The organism is Rhizobacter sp. SG703 (assembly GCF_012275445.1).
Taxonomy (GTDB): Bacteria; Pseudomonadota; Gammaproteobacteria; order Burkholderiales; family Burkholderiaceae_C; genus Rhizobacter.
In genome coordinates this window covers 388,235-408,422 of record NZ_JAAZQK010000001.1, presented here as the reverse complement: position 1 = coordinate 408,422, position 20,188 = coordinate 388,235, and the positions used below count along the sequence as shown (strand labels likewise).

Here is a 20,188-nt window from a genome sequence, read left to right as displayed (position 1 = left end):
AGCGCTGAGTCCAAGCCCTGAGCCCGATTCCTCTGCACACCACATGACCATGAGCCCCATCCCCCATCTGCCTGCCGCCGGCCCCGCCTCGCAGGTTCGTGACGTGGCCCAGGCAGTCAAGGCCCTGCTGTCCGGCCTGGGCCGCGCCGCCTTCGCACGCCTGCCGGGCGTGCGCTCCGGCGTCCAGGCGCCGGTGCTGAACAGCGGCGGCGGTCGTGGCGACGGCCCGCCCGACCTCGACGAACTGTGGCGCGACTTCAACCGCAAGCTGAGCGGCCTGTTCGGCGGCAAGGGCGGTTCGCGGCCGAACGGTTCGGGCGGCGGTGGCAACGGCGGCGGCCCCGACATGCGCAGCGCCGGCATCGGCGTCGGCCTGATCGCCGGCGTGGTCGTGCTGATCTGGGCCTTCAGCGGCTTCTTCATCGTGCAGGAAGGCCAGCAGGCGGTCGTCACGTCGTTCGGCAAGTACAGCCACACCGTCGACGCCGGCTTCACCTGGCGCTTCCCGTACCCGTTCCAGGCCCACGAGACGGTGCCGGTCACGCAGTTGCGCACCAAGGAGATCGGCCGCAGCAACGTGGTGCAGGCCACCGGGTTGCGCGATTCGTCGATGCTGACGCAGGACGAGAACATCATCGACATCCGCTTCAGCGTGCAGTACCGGCTGAAGGACGCGCGCTCGTACCTGTTCGAGAACCGCAACCCCGACGACATCGTCGTCGAGCAGGCCGCCGAATCGGCGGTGCGCGAGATCGTCGGCAAGTCGAACATGGACTCGGTGCTGTACGAGCAGCGCGACGCGATCGCGATCGAGCTCGTCAAGTCGATCCAGACCCAGCTCGACCGGCTGCGCACCGGCATCCTGGTCGTCAACGTCAACGTGCAGAGCGTGCAAGCGCCGGAGCAGGTGCAGACCGCGTTCGACGACGCGTTCCGCGCCGGTGCCGACCGCGAGCGCGCGAAGAACGAGGCGCAGGCCTATGCGAACGACGTGATCCCGAAGGCGCAGGGCACGGCCGCGCGGCTGCGCGAAGAGGCCGAAGCCTACAAGGCCCGCGTGGTCGCCACCGCCGATGGCGATGCGCAGCGCTTCAACCAGGTCCTCGCCGAGTACCAGAAGGCGCCTGGCGTCACCCGCGACCGCATGTACATCGACACGATGCGGCAGGTCTATTCGAGCGTCAGCAAGGTGATGGTCGATACCCGCGAGAACTCCAACCTGCTGTACCTGCCGCTCGACAAGCTGATGCAGCAGGTGGGCGGGGCCGTGCCGGCCACGGTGGCGCCGACCGCGCCGACCGAAGCGCCCGGCAGCTCCACCGGCAGCGTGGACATCCGCTCGCGAGAAGGCCAGCGCACCCGCGATCGCGACGGCCGCTGATCCGACGGCGAAGAGAACCGCAGAAAGCCCACCATGAATCGAATCGCCATGCTCGTCGCCAGTGCCCTGGTGGCACTGATGCTGCTGTCTTCCGTCCTGTTCATCGTCGACCAGCGCCAGTTCGCGGTCATCTATGCGCTGGGCGAGATCAAGGAGGTCATCTCCGAACCGGGCCTGAAGGCGAAGCTGCCGCCGCCGCTGCAGAACGTCGTCTTCCTCGACCGCCGCGTGCAGACCCTCGACAGCCCCGAGACGCGCCCCATCTTCACCGCCGAGAAGAAGAGCCTCGTCATCGACTGGCTGGTCAAGTGGCGCGTGATCGATCCGAAGCAGTTCATCCGCAACAACGGCACCGACATGCGCAATGTCGAGAACCGGCTGAGCCCGATCGTGCAGGCCGCCTTCAACGAAGAGGTGACCAAGCGCACGGTGCAGGCGATGCTCGCGACCGACCGCGACCGCGTGATGCAGGGTGTGCGCGTGCGCCTGACCGATGAAGCGAAGGCCTTCGGCATCGAGATCATCGACGTGCGCATCAAGCGTGTCGATTTCTCGGCCAACGTCACCAGCTCGGTCTACAGCCGCATGGAATCGGAGCGCAAGCGCGTGGCGAACGAGCTGCGTTCGACCGGTGCGGCCGAAGGCGAGCAGATCCGCGCCGATGCCGACCGCCAGCGCGAGGTGATCGTCGCCGAGGCCTACCGCAATGCCCAGAAGGTGCAGGGCGATGGCGATGCGAAGGCGTCGGCGATCTACGCCGAATCGTTCGGCCGCGATCCGCAGTTCGCGCAGTTCTACCGCAGCCTCGAGGCCTACCGCGCGACCTTCCGCAGCAAGTCCGACGTGATGGTGATCGACCCGTCGGGCGAGTTCTTCAAGGCGATGCGCGGCCCGGGCCGCGAATCGGCCGCGGCGCCGGCCCGCACCAAGAAGCACGCCGCGTCTGCCGCTGCCGAGTGATCCCCGCGCCTCATGTGGGACGCCCTGCTGGCCGCGCTGGCGCTGATGCTCGTGCTCGAAGGCGTGCTGCCGTTCCTGAGCCCTGGTGCGTGGCGCCGGGTGTTCGAACGAGCGACGCAACTGTCTGACGGGCAGATCCGCTTCCTCGGGTTGAGCAGCATGCTGGCGGGGCTGCTGATGCTGCTGATCTTCTGGACCTGACGCGGTCACGGGGCGCCGGTGGCAGCTTCTGCCGCCGGTACAATCCTGGTTTTAATACCCCCGGTGATTCACATGTCGTCTGCTTGGCTCCTGCCCGAGCACATTGCCGACGTCCTGCCTGCGCAGGCGCGGCGCATCGAGGATCTGCGTCGAGACCTGCTCGACGGGGCTCGCAGCTATGGTTTCGAGCTGGTGATGCCGCCGCTGCTGGAGCACATCGAATCGCTGCTGTCGGGCACCGGTCGCGAGCTCGACCTGAAGACCTTCAAGCTGATCGACCAGCTCAGCGGCCGCACGATCGGCGTGCGCGCCGACACCACGCCGCAGGTGGCGCGCATCGATGCGCACCTGCTGAACCGCCAGGGCGTGGCCCGGTTGTGCTATTGCGGCCCGGTGCTGCACACCCGCCCGGCCGGGCTGCACGTGACGCGCGAACCGCTGCAGTTCGGTGCCGAGATCTACGGGCACCGCGGTCTCGAGGCCGACCTCGAAGTGCAGGAACTCGCGCTCGACCTGCTGCAGCGCGCCGGCGCGAGCCAGCTGACGCTCGACATGGGCGACGCGCGCATCGTGCGGGCGCTGCTGGCCGGCAGCGGGCTGCCGGAGCCGGCGGTGGCCGCGCTCTATGCGGCGCTTGCCGCGAAGGACCAGCCCGGCGTCGCCGAGCTCACGGCGACGCTGCCCGAGCCGTCGCGCAACGGCCTGCTGGCCTTGCTGCGCCTCTATGGCGGCGACGAGGTGCTGGCCGCCGCGCGTGCGCAGTTGCCGGCGTTGCCGACGCTCGGCGCGGCGCTCGACGACCTGCAGTGGCTCACGCAGCACCTGCGGCAGGCGCACCCGGGCGTGCGCATCGGCTTCGACCTGGCCGACCTGGGCGGCTACGACTACTACAGCGGCGCGCGCTTCGCGGTGTATGCCGCCGGCTCCAGCGATGCGGTGGCCCGCGGCGGCCGCTACGACGAGGTCGGTGCGGTGTTCGGCCGCACACGTCCGGCGGTCGGCTTCAGCCTGATCGACCTGAAGGAGCTGGTGCTGATCGCGCCGCCGCGCGCGATGCGCCCGGCGATCCGCGCGCCGTGGGGCGAAGACGCGTCGCTGCGCGCGGCGATCCGGCAGCTGAGGGAGCAGGGCGAGTCGGTCGTCTGCATCCTGCCGGGGCACGAACACGAAGGCCAGGAATTCGACTGCGACCGCGAGCTGGTCGCGCAGGCCGGCCAGTGGCAGGTGCGAGCGCTCTGACGCCACCCGCCGATCCCCCCCATTCGAGACATTGGACAGGACAGACATGGAACAGACACGCAGCGGCCACAACGTGGTCGTGGTCGGCACCCAGTGGGGTGACGAAGGCAAGGGCAAGGTGGTGGACTGGCTGACCGACCACGCACAGGCGGTGGTCCGCTTCCAGGGCGGCCACAACGCCGGCCACACGCTGGTGATCAAGGGCGTGAAGACGGCGCTGCAGCTGATCCCGTCGGGCATCATGCGCGAGGGCGTCGCCTGCTACATCGGCAATGGCGTGGTGGTCGATCCGGTGCACCTGCTCGGCGAGATCGAGCGGCTGGAAGCGATCGGGCTCGAGGTGCGTTCGCGGCTGTTCGTCAGCGAATCGTGCCCGCTGATCCTGCCGTTCCACGTCGAGGTCGACAAGGCGCGCGAGGCGCTGCGCGAGACCAGCGGTGCCGGCAAGATCGGCACCACCGGCAAGGGGATCGGCCCGGCCTACGAAGACAAGGTGGCCCGCCGCGCGCTGCGCGTGCAGGACCTGAAGCACCCGGAGCGCTTCGCGAAGAAGCTGCGCGAGCTGCTGGAGCTGCACAACTTCGCGCTGGGCGGCTACCTGAAGTCCAAGCCGCTGGAGTTCCAGCCGATCTACGACCTGGCGATGAAGGTCGCCGAGCAGCTCAAGCCGATGCTGGCCGACGTCGGCTACACGCTGTTCACGAAGCACCGCGAAGGCGCCAACATCCTGTTCGAGGGCGCGCAGGGCACGCTGCTCGACATCGACCACGGCACCTACCCGTACGTGACGTCCAGCAACTGCGTGGCCGGCAACGCCGCGGCGGGCGCCGGCGTCGGGCCGGATCTGCTGCACTACATCCTCGGCATCACGAAGGCCTACACCACGCGCGTCGGCAGCGGCCCGTTCCCGACCGAGCTCGACATGGACGTGCCCGGCACGGTCGGCCACCACCTGTCGACCGTCGGCCAGGAGCGCGGCACCGTCACCGGCCGCCCGCGCCGTTGCGGCTGGCTCGATGCCGCGCTGCTGAAGCGCTCGATGATCATCAACGGCATCTCGGGCCTGTGCATCACCAAGCTCGACGTGCTGGACGGCCTGCCGGAGATCAAGGTCTGCGTCGGCTACGAACTCAATGGCAGGCGCATCGACATCCTGCCGCTGGATGCCGACGACATCACCGCCTGCCAGCCGGTCTACGACACCTTCCCGGGCTGGACCGAGCGCACCGCCGGCATCACTCAGTGGGATGCGCTGCCGCTGAACGCGCGGCGCTACCTGGAGCGGGTGCAGGAGTTCATCGGCCGCCCGATCGACATGGTGTCGACCGGCCCCGACCGCGAGCACACGATCCTGCTGCGCCACCCGTATCAAGCCTGACGCCTGGAGCCTTGAACATGCTGACCGACGACGGCAAACACCTTTACGTGTCCTGGGACGAGTACCACATGCTGATCGAGCGCCTGGCGCTCAAGGTGCATGCCTCGGGCTGGGAGTTCGACCAGATCCTGTGCCTGGCGCGCGGCGGCATGCGGCCGGGCGATGTGCTGTCGCGCGTGTTCGACAAGCCGCTGGGCATCATGTCGACGAGCTCGTACCGGGCCGAGGCCGGCACCATCCAGGGCCGGCTCGACATGGCGAAGTACATCACGCTGCCGAAGGGCGAGCTGGCGGGGCGCGTGCTGCTGGTCGACGACCTGGCGGATTCGGGCGTCACGCTGCGCGCGGTGGTCGACCGGCTGCGCGGCATGCCGGCGATCGCGGAGCTGCGCTCGGCGGTGATCTGGACCAAGGGCGTGTCGAGCTACACGCCGGACTACTACGTCGAGCTGCTGCCGACGAGCCCGTGGATCCACCAGCCGTTCGAGGAGTACGACGAACTCCGCCCGGACGGCCTGGCCAGGAAATTCGCCATTTGAGGACGGCGCACAAAGCAAAAAGCCAGCACGATGTGCTGGCTTCGCTTGTATCTCTTGTTCCGTTGATGGTGCCCAGGAGAGGACTCGAACCTCCACGGAGTTACCCGCTAGTACCTGAAACTAGTGCGTCTACCAATTCCGCCACCTGGGCATCTCAGGAAGCCTGCGACTATAGCATGAGCTTTGGGGCTCTCTGGATTCGCAGACTCATCAGTCTCTACAAAAGCAAAAAGGCCAACACGTTGGTGCTGGCCTTCTCAACATTTACCACTTTATTGATTATTCTTGGTGCCCAGGAGAGGACTCGAACCTCCACGGAGTTACCCGCTAGTACCTGAAACTAGTGCGTCTACCAATTCCGCCACCTGGGCATTTCAGGAAGTCTTGGACTATATCATCAAAAACAACAACTTCTCAAACGCAACGCAAGTCGGCAACGAACTGATGAGCGAAGTCGAGGGCACGGTGCAAGGGCACCGCGACGGCCACGGATTCCTGGTCCGCGACGACCGACAGCCCGATCTCTACCTCTCGCCGCAGGAAATGCGCGCGGTGCTGCACCGCGACCGCGTGAAGGCGCGCGTGATCCGCTACGACCGCAAGGGCCGGCCCGAAGGCCGCGTGCTCGAGATCATCGAGCGCAAGAAGGCGCCGATCATCGGCCGCCTGCTGCACGAGAGCGGCATCTGGCTGGTCGCCCCCGAAGACAAGCGCTACGGCCAGGACATCATGGTGCCGAAGAACGCGATCGCGAACGCGAGCGCGGGCCAGGTGGTCGCGATCGAGCTGACCGAGCCGCCGTCGCTGTATTCGCAGCCGATGGGCCGCGTCACCGAGGTGCTCGGCGAGATCGACGATCCCGGCATGGAGATCGAGATCGCGGTGCGCAAGTACGAGGTGCCGCACCGCTTCTCGCCCGAGACGCTGGCGCAGGCCGCGGGCCTGCCCGACAAGATCCGAAGCATCGACCGCAAGGACCGCATCGACCTGACCGACGTCGCGCTGGTGACGATCGACGGTGAAGACGCACGCGACTTCGACGACGCGGTCTACTGCGAGCCGGTCAAGCTCGGCCGCGGCAAGACCGCGTTCGACGGCTGGCGGCTGGTCGTCGCGATTGCCGACGTGAGCCACTACGTGAAGCCGAACGAGCCGATCGACGAGGATGCCTACGAACGTGCCACGTCGGTCTACTTCCCGCGGCGCGTGATCCCGATGCTGCCGGAGAAGCTGTCGAACGGCTTGTGCTCGCTGAACCCGAACGAGGACCGCCTCGCGATGGTGTGCGACATGCTGATCACCGCCGGCGGCGAGATCCACGCCTACCAGTTCTTCCCGGCAGTGATCTGCTCGCACGCGCGCTTCACCTACAACGAGGTCGCCGCGATCCTCGGCAACACGCGCGGCCCCGAGGCGGCGCGTCGCAGCGAACTGGTGCCGCACCTGCTGCACCTGCACGAGGTCTACCGTGCGCTGCTGAAGGAACGCGCGAAGCGCGGCGCGGTCGATTTCGAGACCACCGAGACGCAGATCGTCTGCGACGACAACGGCCGCATCGAGAAGATCGTGCCGCGCACGCGCACCGAGGCGCACAAGCTGATCGAAGAGGCGATGCTCGCCGCCAATGTCTGCTCGGCCGATTTCATCGCGCAGCACAAGCATCCGTCGCTGTACCGGGTGCACGAAGGCCCGACGCCCGAGAAGAAGACGCTGCTGCAGAACTACCTGAAGGCGCTGGGCCTGGGGTTGAGCGTCAGCGACGACCCGAAGCCGGGCGAGTTCCAGGCGATCGCCGCAGCCACCAAAGACCGGCCGGATGCGATGCAGATCCACACGATGCTGCTGCGCTCGATGCAGCAGGCGATCTACACGCCGATCAACAGCGGCCACTTCGGCCTGGCGTACGAGGCCTACACGCACTTCACGAGCCCGATCCGCCGCTACCCCGACCTGCTGGTGCACCGGGTGATCAAGGCGCTGCTGCACGGCAAGCGCTACAGCATCGTGACCGGTGCGATCGAGCCGGCATCGAAGGCCAAGCGCGGCGCGCACACCGAGGACGAAACCTGGGAGGTCGTGGGCGCGCATTGCAGCGCGAACGAGCGCCGTGCCGACGAGGCCTCGCGCGATGTCGAGGCCTGGCTCAAGTGCCGCTTCATGCGCGAGCACCTCGGCGAGGAATATGGCGGCACCGTCACGGCGGTCACCAGCTTCGGCTTGTTCGTCACGCTCGACGGCCTGTATGTCGAAGGGCTGATCCACATCACCGAACTCGGCGGCGAGTACTTCAAGTTCGACGAGGCGCGCCAGGAACTGCGCGGCGAGCGTTCGGGGGTTCGCTACACCGTCGGTGCGCGCGTGCGGGTGCAGGTCAGCCGTGTCGACCTCGACGGTCGCAAGATCGACTTCCGCATGGTCCACGAGGGGACCGACGACGGCATTCCGGCGCGACCGCGCCGCGCTGCCGACAAGGCGGCCGGTGCGGCGGCTGCCGATCTGGCCGCGGTGAAGGGCGCGGACCGCGCGGCCAAGGCCGGCACGAAGGCGGCGAAGGGCCGGACGGCGCATCCGGTGCGGGCGGCCAAGACCGCGGCGCGCAAGGGCGGCGGCAAGACGGCGGCCAAGACGGCGCGCCGGCGCTGAAAGGCGCGTCAGCCGCGTCGCATCTGGGCGTGCAGCGCGGTGATCAGGTCCGACGCCCGCAGCGGTGTCGTCGGCGACAGGTCGGCGGCCCGGCCGTGTTGCCAGGCGGCGGCACTGGCGGTCTGCAATACGTCGGCAATCGACGAGGCGTCCCCGGCCGACCAGCGCCCGCCGATCCAGCCGGCGAGCACGTCGCCGGTGCCGGCGGTGGCCAACGCGGCATTGCCGGTCGGGTTGACGTGCGGCGTGCAGCCCGGCGCCGCGACCACGCTGCCTGATCCCTTCAGCAGCACGACCGCCTTCAGCCCGTCGGCCAGCGTCTGCGCGGCGCGCAGGCGATCGGCTTGCACGACCGCGGTGTCGCTGCCGAGCAGCCGTGCGGCTTCCAGCGGGTGCGGCGTCAGCACCGCCGGCCGGCCGCTGCGGCTGCGTGCGACCAGCAATTGCCGAAGCGTGCTGTCGGCGGCAATCGCGTTCAGCGCATCGGCATCGAGCACGAGGCGGCCGGCCTGGCCGATCACCCGCGGCAGCACGCCGCGCACCGCGTCGCCGCCGCCACAGCCGCAGACCACGGTGGCCTTGCGCAGCAGGTCCTCCTTCCACAGCGCTTGACGGATCATCAGCTCGGGGTGTTCGCCGTCGAGCGACGGGCCGGCGTCGTCGAGAAAACTCAGGTAGGTGCGACCGGCGCCGGCGGCATGCCCGGCGCGGGCGGCCAGCAAGGCCGCGCCCGCCATGCCCGGCGCGCCGCCGATCACGACCAGGTCGCCGAAGCTGCCCTTGTGCTGCGCGTGCGCGCGCTGCCAGGCGGTGGCCGACGGTGGCGCACCGAGCCAGGCATCGGCCGGCCCGGCGGCCACGTCCAGGCCGTCGAGCCAGACCTCGCCGCAGCAGTCGCGCCCGCGGCCGGTGAACAGGCCGGGCTTCAGCGTCAGCAGCGACAGCGTGTGCGTGGCCTTCACACAGGCCTCGCCATGCGGCTGGCCGATGTCCGCGCCGAGGCCCGACGGCACGTCGATCGCGAGCACCGGGCAGTCGAGGGCGTTCAGCGCGTCGATCAGCGCCGCGAGCCGGCCTGCAGGTGCGCGGCTCGCGCCGATGCCCAGCAGCGCGTCGAGCGCGAGGTCGCCGGCGCGGCCGAAGCCGCCGGGCGGCTGGTCGACCCAGTGCAGGTCTTCGCCGAGCGCCAGCGCATGGGCCTGCTGCGCATCGCCACGCAGCTGAGCGGCATCGCCCGACAGCGTCACGAAGGTCTCGATGCCGGCCCGGCGCAGCGCGATGGCAGCGACCAGGCCGTCACCGCCGTTGTTGCCGGGGCCGGCGGCCACCCAGGCGCGCCGCGTGTGCGGCGCGAGGGCGCGAGCGAGGCGCGCCGCGGCATCGCCCGCGCGCTGCATCAGCGTGAAGGCCGGCAGCGATTGCAGCGCCGCGGCCTCGACTTCGCGCGTGCGGGCCAGCCGGTGCAGCGGCCACGGCCCGGTGGTGGCATCGATGCGCTGCAGCATCTCGATCGCTCAGCGCCGCAGGCGCTCGATGCCCAACCCGTCGACGTCGATCGCCGGCGCGCGTTGGGCGACCTGGTCGGCCAGCACGCGGGCCGACCCACAGGCCAGCGCCCAGCCGCTGGAGCCGTGCCCGAGGTTCAGCCAGATGCCGGCGAGCCCGCTCGCACCCAGCACCGGCGGCCCGTCGGGCAGCATCGGCCGCGCGCCTTTCCAGCGCTGCGCCTGGCTCATGCGTGCCGCGCCCGGGAACCAGTCGTTCAGCACCTTGTACAAGGTGTCGAGCGAGCCCTTGTTCCAGGCCTGCGGCGAGCCGCCCAGCTCGGCGCTGCCGGCCACCCGCACGCGGGCGCCCATGCGCGTGACGGCGACCTTGAAGCGCTCGTCCATCAAGGCCGAGCGCGGGCCGACATCCGGGTGCGCCTCATGGTGGCGCAGTGGCGCCGTCACCGAGTAGCCATAGACCGGCGCGAGCGGCAGGCGCAGGCCGTGCGGCGACAGCAGCTGCGGTGCGCCCATCGCGGCGCACACGACGATCGCGTCGAAGGTCTGCGTCTGCGGTTCGGCGATGGCTGGCGGCGCGCTGCGGCGGCCGCTGTCGTTGTTCGGCGTCGCGAGCGTCGATTCCTCGGCCGACAGCTGCAGGTGCGTGAGCTGCGGCCGCAGCCCCGGCTCGATGCGGCTGACGGTGGAATGGAAGTTGAAGCGTGCGCCCAGCCGTTGCGCTTCGGCGCGCATCAGCCCGGCGAACTGGCGGCAGTTGCCGACCTCGTCCTGCGGCAGGTACAGCCCGCCGTGCAGCGGTGTGTCGGGGTTCAGGCCCGGCTCGACGCGGCGGCATTGCGCGGCATCGAGCGTCTCGAAGCGGATGCCCAGGTCGTGCAGCATCGCGATGCCGGCCTGCGCGTGGGCCGCGTCGCGCGCGCCGCGCCACAGCACCAGGCAGCCGTCGGTGCGCTCGTACTCGAGCTGCAGCGTGGCCGTCAGCTTGTGCAGCCGGTCGCGGCTGAACAGCGCCAGCCGCTGCATGCGCGCGCGGTTGGCGCGGAAGCTGTGCAGGCTGCTGGCACGCCACCAGCGCCAGATCCAGCCGAGCGTCGCAAGGTCGAGCGTCGGGTTCACGCGCACCGGCGAATGCGCGCTGAACAGGTGGCGCAGCACCTTGCCCGGCATGCCCGGTGCGGCCCACGGCGTCACGTAGCCGGGCGCGATCACACCGGCATTCGCGAAGCTGGTTTCCGCGGCCACGCTGCCGCGGCGTTCGAACACCGTCACGTCGTGGCCGTCGGCGGCCAGTTCGTAGGCGGACGTGACACCGACGATGCCGGCGCCGATCACCGCGACGCGCATCAGGCGGCCTCCGCGTCTTGCAGCGCGCGCTCGATCGCGAGCGAGGCGTCGAGCACCGTGTCGTCGCGCAACGCGCTGCTCCACACCATCAGTCCGACCGGCATCTCGCCGGCGCGCTGGCAGGGCAGCGACAGCGCGCAGCCGTCGAGCATGTTGACGACCGACGGATTGCGCAGCAGGCGCGCGTTGGTCGCGAAGAAGGCGTCGTCGCTTGCCAGCTCGGCCACCGGGGGCGCGAGCATCGGCACGGTGGGGCTCAGCAGCGCGTCGAACGGCGCGAGGCGCGGCGTCATGCGGGCGATCCAGCCGGCGCGGGCGTTCAGCACGGCGATGTAGTCGGCAGCGCTGATGCGCTCGCCGCGGCGGATGCGCAGCGCGACGCGCGGGTCGTAGTCGGCCTCGCGCGTGGCGAGCAGCGACCGGTGCCAGGCCCAGCTCTCGGCAGCGGGCAGGCCGCCGGCAGCGTTGATCGCGGCCAGTTCGTCGACCTCGGGCAGCGCGATCTCGTGCAGGCGGGCACCGGCGCGGCCCAGCGTGGCGAGGCTGCGCTCGAAGGCCGATGCGACCGCGCCGTCGAGGCCGTCGAGGAAGGCGCCGCCGGGCACCGCCAGCGTCAGCGCCGAGACCGGCCGCTGCGCCAGCACGACGCGGCGCGCCGACAGGATCTCGTGCAGCAGCACCGCATCGCGCACCGAACGGGTGATCGCGCTCGCGGTGTCGAGCGAGGTCGACAGCGGGATCGCGCCGTCGAGCGGCGTCAGCCGCGCGGTGTTCTTGAAGCCGACGAGGCCCTGCAGCGCGGCCGGGATGCGGATCGAGCCGCCGGTGTCGGAGCCGAGCGCGGCCCAGGCGGCGCCGCTCGCGACCGAGGTCGCGCCGCCGGAGGTCGAGCCGCCGGGAATGCGCGGCTGCGCATCGAGCGCGGCGGTGGCGGCATTCAGCGGCGTGCCGTGGTGCGGGTTGATGCCGACGCCGGAGAACGCGAATTCGGTCAGGTTGGTGTGGCCGACCAGCGCGGCGCCGGCGGCGCGCAGCCGCGACACCGCCGTGCAGTCGCGCGCGGCGGGTCGGGCGTCCGCCAGCGCGCGCGACGCACCGGTTGTCGGATGGCCGGCCACATCGAACAGGTCCTTGATGCTGACGGCCAGGCCGGCGAGCGGTGGCAGCGGCAGGCCGGCGGCGGCCTGGGCATCGACGCAGGCGGCAACGGCCTGCGTGCCGGCGAAGCGGCGGATGAAGGTGTGCCGGTTGACGGGGAGGGCGGCCGCGGCCTGGCTGCGCGCGAGGGCGTCGACGGCGGTCGATCGACGCTGCTGGATGTCGCTGACGGCAGCGGTGAGGTCAGGAGGCATGGAGAGGGGAGGAGGCCGTGCTACACTCTACGGGTTTATCTGAATGCACTCTTGAATCTTCTTGAAAGAGCAAGAGCGCAGCAGAAAACAAATCGCGAATCCGGCTGTTGAAAGGTGTTGCGAAGGCTGTTGTCACAGAGTGACGAAAACCTTGCAATTCGAGTCGGATTCTAGAACCAACCTTTGGAGTTCACATGACCATCACCATGCGTGAGATGCTGGAAGCCGGCGTCCATTTCGGCCACCAAACCCGCTTCTGGAACCCGAAGATGGCACCGTACATCTACGGCCATCGCAACAAGATCCACATCATCAACCTCGAGAAGACGCAGCCGCTCTTCAACGACGCGATGAAGTTCATCCGCCAGCTGGCAGCACGCCGCGGCACCATCCTGATGATCGGCACCAAGCGCCAGGCCCGCGAAGTCATCGCGATGGAAGCCCGCCGCGCCGGCATGCCCTATGTCGACCAGCGCTGGCTGGGCGGCATGATGACCAACTTCAAGACGGTCAAGGGCTCGCTGAAGAAGCTGAAGGACATGCAGGCCCAGGTCGAAGCCGGCACCGAGATCCGCATCAAGAAGGAAGCGCTGATGTTCCAGCGCGACCTGGCCAAGCTCGAGAAGGACATCGGCGGCATCCAGGACATGAACGCGCTGCCCGATGCGATGTTCGTGATCGACGTCGGCTACCACAAGATTGCCGTCGCCGAAGCCAAGAAGCTCGGCATCCCGGTCATCGGCATCGTCGACTCGAACCACTCGCCTGAAGGCATCGACTACGTGATCCCGGGCAACGACGACTCGTCGAAGGCCGTGGCGCTGTACGCTCGTGCGGTGGCCGACGCCATCCTCGACGGCAAGGCCAATGCCACCAACGAGGTGGTGCAAGCCGTGTCGGCCGAAGGCGACGAGTTCGTGGAAGTCAGCGAGAACGCCTGATCGCGACGCCCCCGCCCGCTGAAAGGCGAGCACACAAAGGGGCTTCACAGCCCCTTTTTTTCCACCCGAGATGATTCAGGCGCCCGGCCTTCGGCGGGGCGTCCCAGCAAACGGAGATTCAAGATGGCTGCAATCACTGCAAGCATGGTCGGCGAACTGCGCGCGAAGACCGACGCCCCGATGATGGAATGCAAGAAGGCGCTGACCGAAGCCGGCGGCGACATGGAAAAGGCCGAAGAGCTGCTGCGCGTCAAGCTGGGCAGCAAGGCCGGCAAGGCCGCTTCGCGCATCACCGCCGAAGGCGTGGTCACCGCGGCCGTCGTCGGCAGCGCCGGCGCGCTGGTCGAAGTCAATTGCGAGACCGACTTCACCTCGAAGAACGACATGTTCCTGAACTTCGCGAAGGCCTGCTCGCAGCTGGCCGCCGAGAAGAACCCGGCCGACCTGGCCGCGCTGGCGGCGCTGCCGTACTCGCAGGACGGCTACGGCCCGACGCTCGACGACGTCCGCAAGGGCCTGATCGGCACCATCGGCGAGAACATGACGATCCGCCGCTTCAAGCGCTATGAAGGCGCCAAGCTCGCAAGCTACCTGCATGGCACCCGCATCGGCGTTCTGGTCGAGTTCGAAGGCGACGAGACCGCCGCCAAGGACATCGCGATGCACATCGCCGCAATGAAGCCGGTGTCGCTGGCGTCGTCGGAAGTGCCGGCCGAGCTGATCGAGAAGGAACGCGCCGTGGCGGCCGGCAAGGCCGCCGAAGACGCGAAGGCGGCCGAAGCGGCCGGCAAGCCGGTGCAGTCGGCCGAGATCGTCGCGAAGCGCATCGAAGGCTCGGTGCAGAAGTTCCTGAAGGAAGTCAGCCTGCTGAACCAGACCTTCGTCAAGAACGACAAGCAGACCGTCGAGCAGATGCTCAAGGGCGCGAACACCTCGGTGAAGGGCTTCACGCTGTACGTCGTCGGCGAAGGCATCGAGAAGAAGGTCGACGACTTCGCGGCCGAAGTGGCGGCGCAGGTCGCTGCTGCCAAGGGCGGCTGAACGGCTGGTGCATGACGCGGCAGGGGGCTCACGAGGCCTCCCGCCGCGGTGGTTAGACTTCAGCGCCGCAAGGCCTGGGCAACACGGGGAGAAAATCGCATGCCGGCGTACAAGCGCATCCTGCTCAAGCTCTCGGGCGAGGCCCTGATGGGCGACGACGCCTACGGGATCAACCGAGCCACCATCGTCCGCATGGTGCGCGAGGTGCAAGAGGTGACGCAGCTCGGCTGCGAGGTCGCCGTCGTGATCGGCGGCGGCAACATCTTCCGCGGCGTGGCCGGCGGCTCGGTCGGCATGGACCGTGCGACCGCCGACTACATGGGCATGCTGGCCACCGTGATGAACTCGCTGGCGCTGGCCGACACGATGCGCCAGGAAGGCATGACCGCGCGCGTGATGTCGGCCATCAGCATCGAGCAGGTCGTCGAGCCGTACGTGCGGCCGAAGGCGCTGCAGTACCTCGAGGAAGGCAAGGTCGTGATCTTCGCGGCCGGCACCGGCAACCCGTTCTTCACGACCGACACGGCCGCTGCGCTGCGCGGTGCCGAGATGGGCGCCGAGATCGTGCTGAAGGCGACCAAGGTCGACGGCGTCTACAGTGCCGACCCCAAGAAGGACCCGAGCGCAACGCGCTACAGTCAGATCAGTTTCGATGAGGCCATCACCCGCAACCTGCAGGTGCTGGATGCCACGGCCTTCGCGCTGTGCCGCGACCAGAAGTTGCCGATCAAGGTGTTCAGCATCTTCAAGGCCGGCGCGCTGAAGCGGGTGGTGATGGGTGAGGACGAGGGCACCCTCGTCCACGTGTGAGCGTGTGAGGAAATCGACATGAGCATCGCCGACATCAAGAAGACGGCCGAGCAGAAGATGGGCCGGACGATCGAATCGTTCAAGGGTGAACTGCAGAAGATCCGCACCGGCCGGGCCCACCCCGGCCTGCTCGACCAGGTGCAGGTCGACTACTACGGTTCGATGCTGCCGATCAGCCAGGTCGCCAACGTGACCCTGCTCGACGCGCGCACGATCACCGTGCAGCCCTGGGAAAAGGGCATGGGCGCGAAGATCGAGAAGGCCATCCGCGAATCCGACCTGGGGCTGAACCCGTCGTCGCAGGGCGACCTGCTGCGCGTGCCGATGCCCGCGCTGACCGAAGAGCGCCGCCGCGACCTGACCAAGGTCGTGCGCAACGCCGGTGAAGACGCCAAGATCGCGACCCGCAACCTGCGCCGCGATGCCAACGAACACGCGAAGAAGCTGCTGAAGGACAAGGAGATCACCGAAGACGACGAGCGCCGCTCGCTCGACGAGGTGCAGAAGCTGACCGACCGCACGATCGCCGAGATCGATCGGCTGATCGCCGCCAAAGAAGCGGAGATCATGGCCGTCTGACGACGTGGCCATGAACACCAGCATCGTTTCTTCCCTCTTCTCCCGAGCGCCTGCCGTGGAAGCCGCTCCCCGCGTCCCGCGTCACGTCGCGATCGTGATGGACGGCAACGGCCGCTGGGCCAAGAAGCGGCTGATGCCGCGCTTCTTCGGCCACAAGCAGGGCGTCGATGCGCTGGTGCGCACCGTCGAGGCCTGCGCCGACCGCGGCATCGAGTACCTCACCGTGTTCGCGTTTTCGTCCGAGAACTGGAAGCGCCCGACCGAGGAGGTGTCGGGGCTGATGAGCCTGGTGCTGGTCGCGGTGTCGAAGTACCTGGCCAAGCTGGCGGGCGAGGGCGTGCGCATCCGCATCGTCGGCGACCGCTCGCAGGTGTCCGACAAGGTGCGTGCCGCCTGGGACGAGGCCGAGCGCACCACCGCCGACAACCGGCGCATCACGCTGTCGGTCGCGTTCAACTACGGCGGCCGCTGGGACATCGTGCAGGCCTGCCAGCAGGCCATCGCGGACGGCGTGCCGGCGACCGAGCTCGACGAAGCGAAGCTCGGCAGCTACATGGCGATGAATTTCGCGCCCGATCCCGACCTGTTCATCCGCACCGGCGGCGAGGTGCGCATCAGCAACTTCCTGCTGTGGCAGGTGGCGTACTCCGAGCTGGTGTTCAGCGACTGCCTGTGGCCGGAGTTCGGCGTCGCGCAACTCGATGCCGCGCTGGCCGACTACGCGAGCCGCGACCGCCGCTTCGGCCGCGTGAATAGCGCCGACGTGGCCGCCGAGGCCGGGGCCTGAGCGTGCTGAAGCAACGCGTCATCACGGCCGTCGTGCTGTTGATCATCCTGCTGCCGGCGATGTTCGCGCCGATGGCTTGGCCGTTCGCGCTGGTCACGCTGCTGATGATCGGCGCGGCCGGCTGGGAATGGGCGCGCCTGAATGCGGCCGGGTCGGCGCTTGCGATCGGCTTCGGCGTGCTGCTGGCCGCCGCCTGTGCCGGTGCGATGGCGGCCGGCTGGGTGCACCCGGGGGCGAGCCCGGCCTGGTGGCTGGCGTTCGCGGTGTGGGTGCTGGGCGGCGCGCTGGCGCTGCGGGTCGGACCGTCGGCCTGGCCGCAATTGCCGGCCGTGGCCCGCTGGGTCCTGGGCTTCGCCGCGCTGTGGACCGCGTGGCTCGCACTCGCGAGTGCCAGGACCAGCGGTGTCAACTACCTGCTGTCGGTGCTGTGCCTGGTGTGGGCCGCCGACATCGCCGCCTATTTCGGTGGCAAGGCCTTCGGCCGCCGCAAGCTCGCTCTGGCCATCAGCCCCGGCAAGAGCTGGGAAGGCGTCTGGAGCGGCATGCTCGGCGTGCTGGTGCTGGCCGGCGCGTGGATTGCGCTCGACCGCTCGATCCAGCCCGATTCGGCCAGCCTCTACACGCTGCTGCTGCAGCGCTTCGGCGTCATCGGCCTGGTGCTGTCGCTGGTGTTCCTGTCCGCGATGAGCGTGGTCGGCGACCTGGTCGAGTCGCTGGTCAAGCGCGCGGCCGGCGCGAAGGACAGCAGCGGCCTGTTGCCGGGCCATGGCGGCGTGCTCGACCGCGTCGACGCGCTGCTGCCGGTGTTCCCGATCGCGATGGCGCTCAGCTCGCTGTAGCTGCCCGCACCAGCAGCCCGCCTCGGCCGCACTCCCGGCGCCACGTCACCCTTTCCAGCCAGGCCCACCGATGTCAGAAGTCTCGTCTCCCCGCCAGCGGGTGTGCATCCTCGGCTCCACCGGCAGCATCGGCACCAGCACGCTCGACGTGCTGGCGCGCCACCCCGGTCGCTTCGAGGTGTTCGCGCTGTCGGCACACAGCCGCAGCGACGAGCTGCTCGCGCAGTGCCTGCAGTGGAAGCCGCGCTTCGCGGTGATGACCGATGCCACGCATGCGAAGCGCCTGCGCGCCGCGCTGCACGGGGCCGGCGCTGCCACCGAGGTGCTCGAGGGCGCGGCTGCGCTGGACGAGATCGCCGCCCACCCCGAGGTCGACAGCGTGATGGCGGCGATCGTCGGCGCCGCCGGGCTGCCGTCGTGCCTGGCCGCGGCACGCGCCGGCAAGCGGCTGCTGCTGGCCAACAAGGAGGCGCTGGTCGTCGGCGGCGCGTTCTTCATGGACGCGGTGCGGGCCGGCGGCGCGACGCTGCTGCCGGTCGACAGCGAGCATTCGGCGATCTTCCAGTGCCTGCCCGAAGACCGCAGCACCTGGCCGGCGCGCATCGACCACCTGCTGCTCACTGCCTCGGGCGGCCCGTTCCGCACCCGCGACCCGGCGACGCTGCGCGACGTCACGCCCGACCAGGCCTGCGCGCATCCCAACTGGGTGATGGGCCGCAAGATCTCGGTCGACTCGGCGACGATGATGAACAAGGCGCTCGAGGTCATCGAGGCTCGCTGGCTGTTCGACCTCGCGCCGCAGCAGATCCGCGTCGTGCTGCACCCGCAGAGCGTCATCCATTCGATGGTGGTGCTGCGCGACAACTCGGTTCTGGCCCAGCTCGGCACGCCCGACATGCGGGTGCCGATCGCCTACAGCCTGTCGTTCCCCGAGCGCGTCGAGTCGGGCGCGTCGCAGCTCGATTTCCTGAAGATGTCGGCGCTCAGTTTCGAAGAGGCCGATTTCGTGCGCTACCCTGGCCTGAAACTCGCATGGGACACGCTTCGCGGGCCCGAGGGCAGCACCGCGATCCTCAACGCGGCCAACGAGATCGGTGTCGCATCGTTTCTGGCAGGAACCATCCGCTTCGATCAGATTCACAGCGTCAATGTCAGCACCCTCGACGCCATGACCCCTGAACGCGATGCCTGCCGCTCCCTCGACGGATTGATCGCGCTCGACGCCGAGGCGCGACGCGTCGCCTGCGCCGCCGTGGCGAGGATGGGCGCATGATCCTCGCCGCGAAGGTCATCGGTTTCGTCGTGACGCTCGGGATCCTGATCGTCATCCACGAGTACGGCCACTACCGCGTGGCACGCGCCTGCGGCGTCAAGGTGCTGCGCTTCTCGATCGGCTTCGGCCGGGTGCTGTGGCGCCGCCAGGCGACGCCCGACAGCACCGAGTTCGTGCTGTCGATGCTGCCGCTGGGCGGCTACGTGAAGATGCTCGACGAGCGCGAAGGCCCGGTGGCGCCGGGCGAGCTGTCGCAGGCCTTCAACCGCAAGCCGCTGTGGCAGCGCGCCGCGGTGGTCGCGGCCGGGCCGATTGCCAACCTGCTGCTCGCGGTGCTGTTCTATTCGGCGGCCCACTGGGTCGGCGTCGAGGAACCCCGCGCCGTGCTCGCGACGCCGCCGGCCGGCAGCCTGGCCGAACGGGCCGGGCTGCGCGCCGGCGACACCGTGTCGGCGATCTCCCGGGACGGCAACGACTGGGACGACGTGCAGTCGATGAACGACCTGAACTGGCAGCTCACGCAGGCCTTGCTGCGCACCGAGAAGCTGCAGTTGCGGGTGGCCGATTCGCGCGGGCACGGCGCGCACGCAGTGACGCTCGATGTCGACACGCTCGACACCTACGACGTGACGCCGGAGACGATGGCGCGCATCGGCGTCGCGCCGCTCAGCGCTGCGGTGCTCGGGAAGATGACGCCGGGCGGGGCCGGGGATCGCGCCGGCCTGCGCAGCGGCGACCGCGTGCTCGCGATCGACGGCGAGCCGGTGCCCGACGCGAACCGCATGCTGCTGATGATCCGCGCGAATGGCGCCGACGGCGAATCGGTGGCGGTGCCGTGGCGGGTGCAGCGCGGCAACCAGGTGATCGACCTCACGGTGCGCCCGGCCGTCGAGATGGACGGCGGCCAGCGCGTCGGCCGCATCGGCGCCGGCATCGCGGCGTCCTACGAGATGGTGACGGTTCGCTACGGTGTGTGGGGCGGCATGACACAGGCCGTGCAGCGCACCTGGGACTCGTCGGCGCTGACCTTGAAGATGCTCGGCCGCATGCTGATCGGCCAGGCCTCGATCAAGAACCTGAGCGGCCCCATCACGATCGCCGACTACGCCGGCAAGTCGATGCTGCTCGGCCCGGCCTACTTCCTCGCGTTCATCGCGGCCGTCAGCGTGAGCCTCGGCGTGCTGAACCTGCTGCCGCTACCGATCCTCGACGGGGGGCACCTGATGTATTATCTTTTCGAAGCGGTGACGGGGCGGCCTCTCTCGGACGTGTGGCTTGAGCGGCTGCAGCGGGGCGGGGTGGCGATCATGCTCTTGATGATGTCGCTCGCTCTCTACAACGATGTGGCCCGGCAACTGGGCCTGCACTGATCA

Annotated in this window: 18 protein-coding genes and 2 tRNA genes; 15 read left to right on the top strand and 5 right to left on the bottom strand. The window is 69.1% G+C overall.

Features of this window, described 5'->3' with window-relative positions; genetic code table 11:
- The first annotated feature begins 49 nt into the window (after positions 1 to 49).
- The 6 genes from hflK (at position 50) to FHT26_RS01670 (ending at position 5,698) form a co-directional block, all read left to right on the top strand.
- On the top strand, positions 50 to 1,381 hold the full coding sequence (hflK, locus tag FHT26_RS01695) for an FtsH protease activity modulator HflK (protein WP_168558455.1): 1,332 nt from the start codon (positions 50 to 52) through the stop codon (positions 1,379 to 1,381).
- Positions 1,382 to 1,414: 33 nt separating this feature from the next.
- Positions 1,415 to 2,341, top strand: a complete 927-nt coding sequence (gene hflC, locus FHT26_RS01690; protein ID WP_168558454.1) for a protease modulator HflC — start codon at positions 1,415 to 1,417, stop codon at positions 2,339 to 2,341.
- A gap of 12 nt (positions 2,342 to 2,353) precedes the next feature.
- Positions 2,354 to 2,542, top strand: coding sequence for a DUF2065 domain-containing protein (locus tag FHT26_RS01685; protein ID WP_168558453.1), 189 nt, complete (start codon positions 2,354 to 2,356; stop codon positions 2,540 to 2,542).
- Between the two features lie 72 nt (positions 2,543 to 2,614).
- Positions 2,615 to 3,781 carry an ATP phosphoribosyltransferase regulatory subunit gene (locus FHT26_RS01680; protein WP_168558452.1) on the top strand — a complete coding sequence of 389 codons (1,167 nt, stop codon included), beginning with the start codon at positions 2,615 to 2,617 and terminating at the stop codon, positions 3,779 to 3,781.
- Positions 3,782 to 3,827: 46 nt separating this feature from the next.
- A complete protein-coding gene (locus tag FHT26_RS01675) occupies positions 3,828 to 5,159 on the top strand; it encodes an adenylosuccinate synthase (RefSeq protein ID WP_168558451.1) in 1,332 nt (443 codons plus the stop codon).
- Positions 5,160 to 5,176: 17 nt separating this feature from the next.
- On the top strand, positions 5,177 to 5,698 hold the full coding sequence (locus FHT26_RS01670; RefSeq protein WP_168558450.1) for a phosphoribosyltransferase: 522 nt from the start codon (positions 5,177 to 5,179) through the stop codon (positions 5,696 to 5,698).
- A gap of 66 nt (positions 5,699 to 5,764) precedes the next feature.
- On the opposite strand, the gene FHT26_RS01665 is transcribed toward FHT26_RS01670, so the two are convergent.
- Together FHT26_RS01665 and FHT26_RS01660 are read right to left on the bottom strand one after the other, a co-directional pair.
- Positions 5,765 to 5,849, bottom strand: a tRNA-Leu gene (locus FHT26_RS01665).
- A gap of 135 nt (positions 5,850 to 5,984) precedes the next feature.
- Positions 5,985 to 6,069 (bottom strand) — tRNA-Leu (locus tag FHT26_RS01660).
- Between the two features lie 25 nt (positions 6,070 to 6,094).
- Here FHT26_RS01660 and rnr point away from each other — a divergent pair.
- On the top strand, positions 6,095 to 8,341 hold the full coding sequence (gene rnr / locus FHT26_RS01655) for a ribonuclease R (protein ID WP_490362766.1): 2,247 nt from the start codon (positions 6,095 to 6,097) through the stop codon (positions 8,339 to 8,341).
- An 8-nt stretch (positions 8,342 to 8,349) separates the two neighbouring features.
- On the opposite strand, the gene FHT26_RS01650 is transcribed toward rnr, so the two are convergent.
- The 3 genes from FHT26_RS01650 to FHT26_RS01640 are packed head-to-tail and all read right to left on the bottom strand — an operon-like array spanning position 8,350 to position 12,545.
- Positions 8,350 to 9,846, bottom strand: coding sequence for an NAD(P)H-hydrate dehydratase (locus tag FHT26_RS01650; RefSeq protein WP_168558448.1), 1,497 nt, complete (start codon positions 9,844 to 9,846; stop codon positions 8,350 to 8,352).
- A gap of 9 nt (positions 9,847 to 9,855) precedes the next feature.
- Complete coding sequence (locus FHT26_RS01645; protein ID WP_168558447.1) at positions 9,856 to 11,193, bottom strand: FAD-dependent oxidoreductase; 1,338 nt, start codon at positions 11,191 to 11,193, stop codon at positions 9,856 to 9,858.
- Positions 11,193 to 12,545 carry an amidase gene (locus FHT26_RS01640; RefSeq protein WP_168558446.1) on the bottom strand — a complete coding sequence of 451 codons (1,353 nt, stop codon included), beginning with the start codon at positions 12,543 to 12,545 and terminating at the stop codon, positions 11,193 to 11,195. Before FHT26_RS01640 ends, FHT26_RS01645 begins: the two co-directional genes overlap by 1 nt.
- Before the next feature lie 194 nt (positions 12,546 to 12,739).
- On the opposite strand from FHT26_RS01640, the gene rpsB reads away from it, so the two are divergent.
- The 8 genes from rpsB to rseP all read left to right on the top strand — a co-directional run bounded on the left by rpsB (position 12,740) and on the right by rseP (position 20,185).
- A complete protein-coding gene (gene rpsB / locus FHT26_RS01635; protein ID WP_168558445.1) occupies positions 12,740 to 13,486 on the top strand; it encodes a 30S ribosomal protein S2 in 747 nt (248 codons plus the stop codon).
- Positions 13,487 to 13,609: 123 nt separating this feature from the next.
- The gene (gene tsf / locus FHT26_RS01630; RefSeq protein ID WP_168558444.1) at positions 13,610 to 14,527 is read left to right on the top strand and encodes a translation elongation factor Ts; all 918 of its coding nucleotides are present in this window, start codon (positions 13,610 to 13,612) and stop codon (positions 14,525 to 14,527) included.
- Positions 14,528 to 14,626: 99 nt separating this feature from the next.
- Positions 14,627 to 15,337: a UMP kinase gene (gene pyrH, locus FHT26_RS01625; RefSeq protein WP_047502555.1), complete on the top strand. Its 711-nt coding sequence runs from the start codon at positions 14,627 to 14,629 to the stop codon at positions 15,335 to 15,337.
- An 18-nt stretch (positions 15,338 to 15,355) separates the two neighbouring features.
- Positions 15,356 to 15,916, top strand: a complete 561-nt coding sequence (frr, locus tag FHT26_RS01620) for a ribosome recycling factor (protein WP_168558443.1) — start codon at positions 15,356 to 15,358, stop codon at positions 15,914 to 15,916.
- Positions 15,917 to 15,926: 10 nt separating this feature from the next.
- Positions 15,927 to 16,703: a polyprenyl diphosphate synthase gene (gene uppS, locus FHT26_RS01615; RefSeq protein WP_168558442.1), complete on the top strand. Its 777-nt coding sequence runs from the start codon at positions 15,927 to 15,929 to the stop codon at positions 16,701 to 16,703.
- Between the two features lie 2 nt (positions 16,704 to 16,705).
- Positions 16,706 to 17,542, top strand: a complete 837-nt coding sequence (locus FHT26_RS01610) for a phosphatidate cytidylyltransferase (RefSeq protein ID WP_168558441.1) — start codon at positions 16,706 to 16,708, stop codon at positions 17,540 to 17,542.
- 70 nt (positions 17,543 to 17,612) lie between these two features.
- Positions 17,613 to 18,815, top strand: coding sequence for a 1-deoxy-D-xylulose-5-phosphate reductoisomerase (ispC, locus tag FHT26_RS01605; RefSeq protein ID WP_168558440.1), 1,203 nt, complete (start codon positions 17,613 to 17,615; stop codon positions 18,813 to 18,815).
- Complete coding sequence (gene rseP / locus FHT26_RS01600; protein ID WP_168558439.1) at positions 18,812 to 20,185, top strand: RIP metalloprotease RseP; 1,374 nt, start codon at positions 18,812 to 18,814, stop codon at positions 20,183 to 20,185. Before ispC ends, rseP begins: the two co-directional genes overlap by 4 nt.
- Positions 20,186 to 20,188 lie beyond the last annotated feature (3 nt).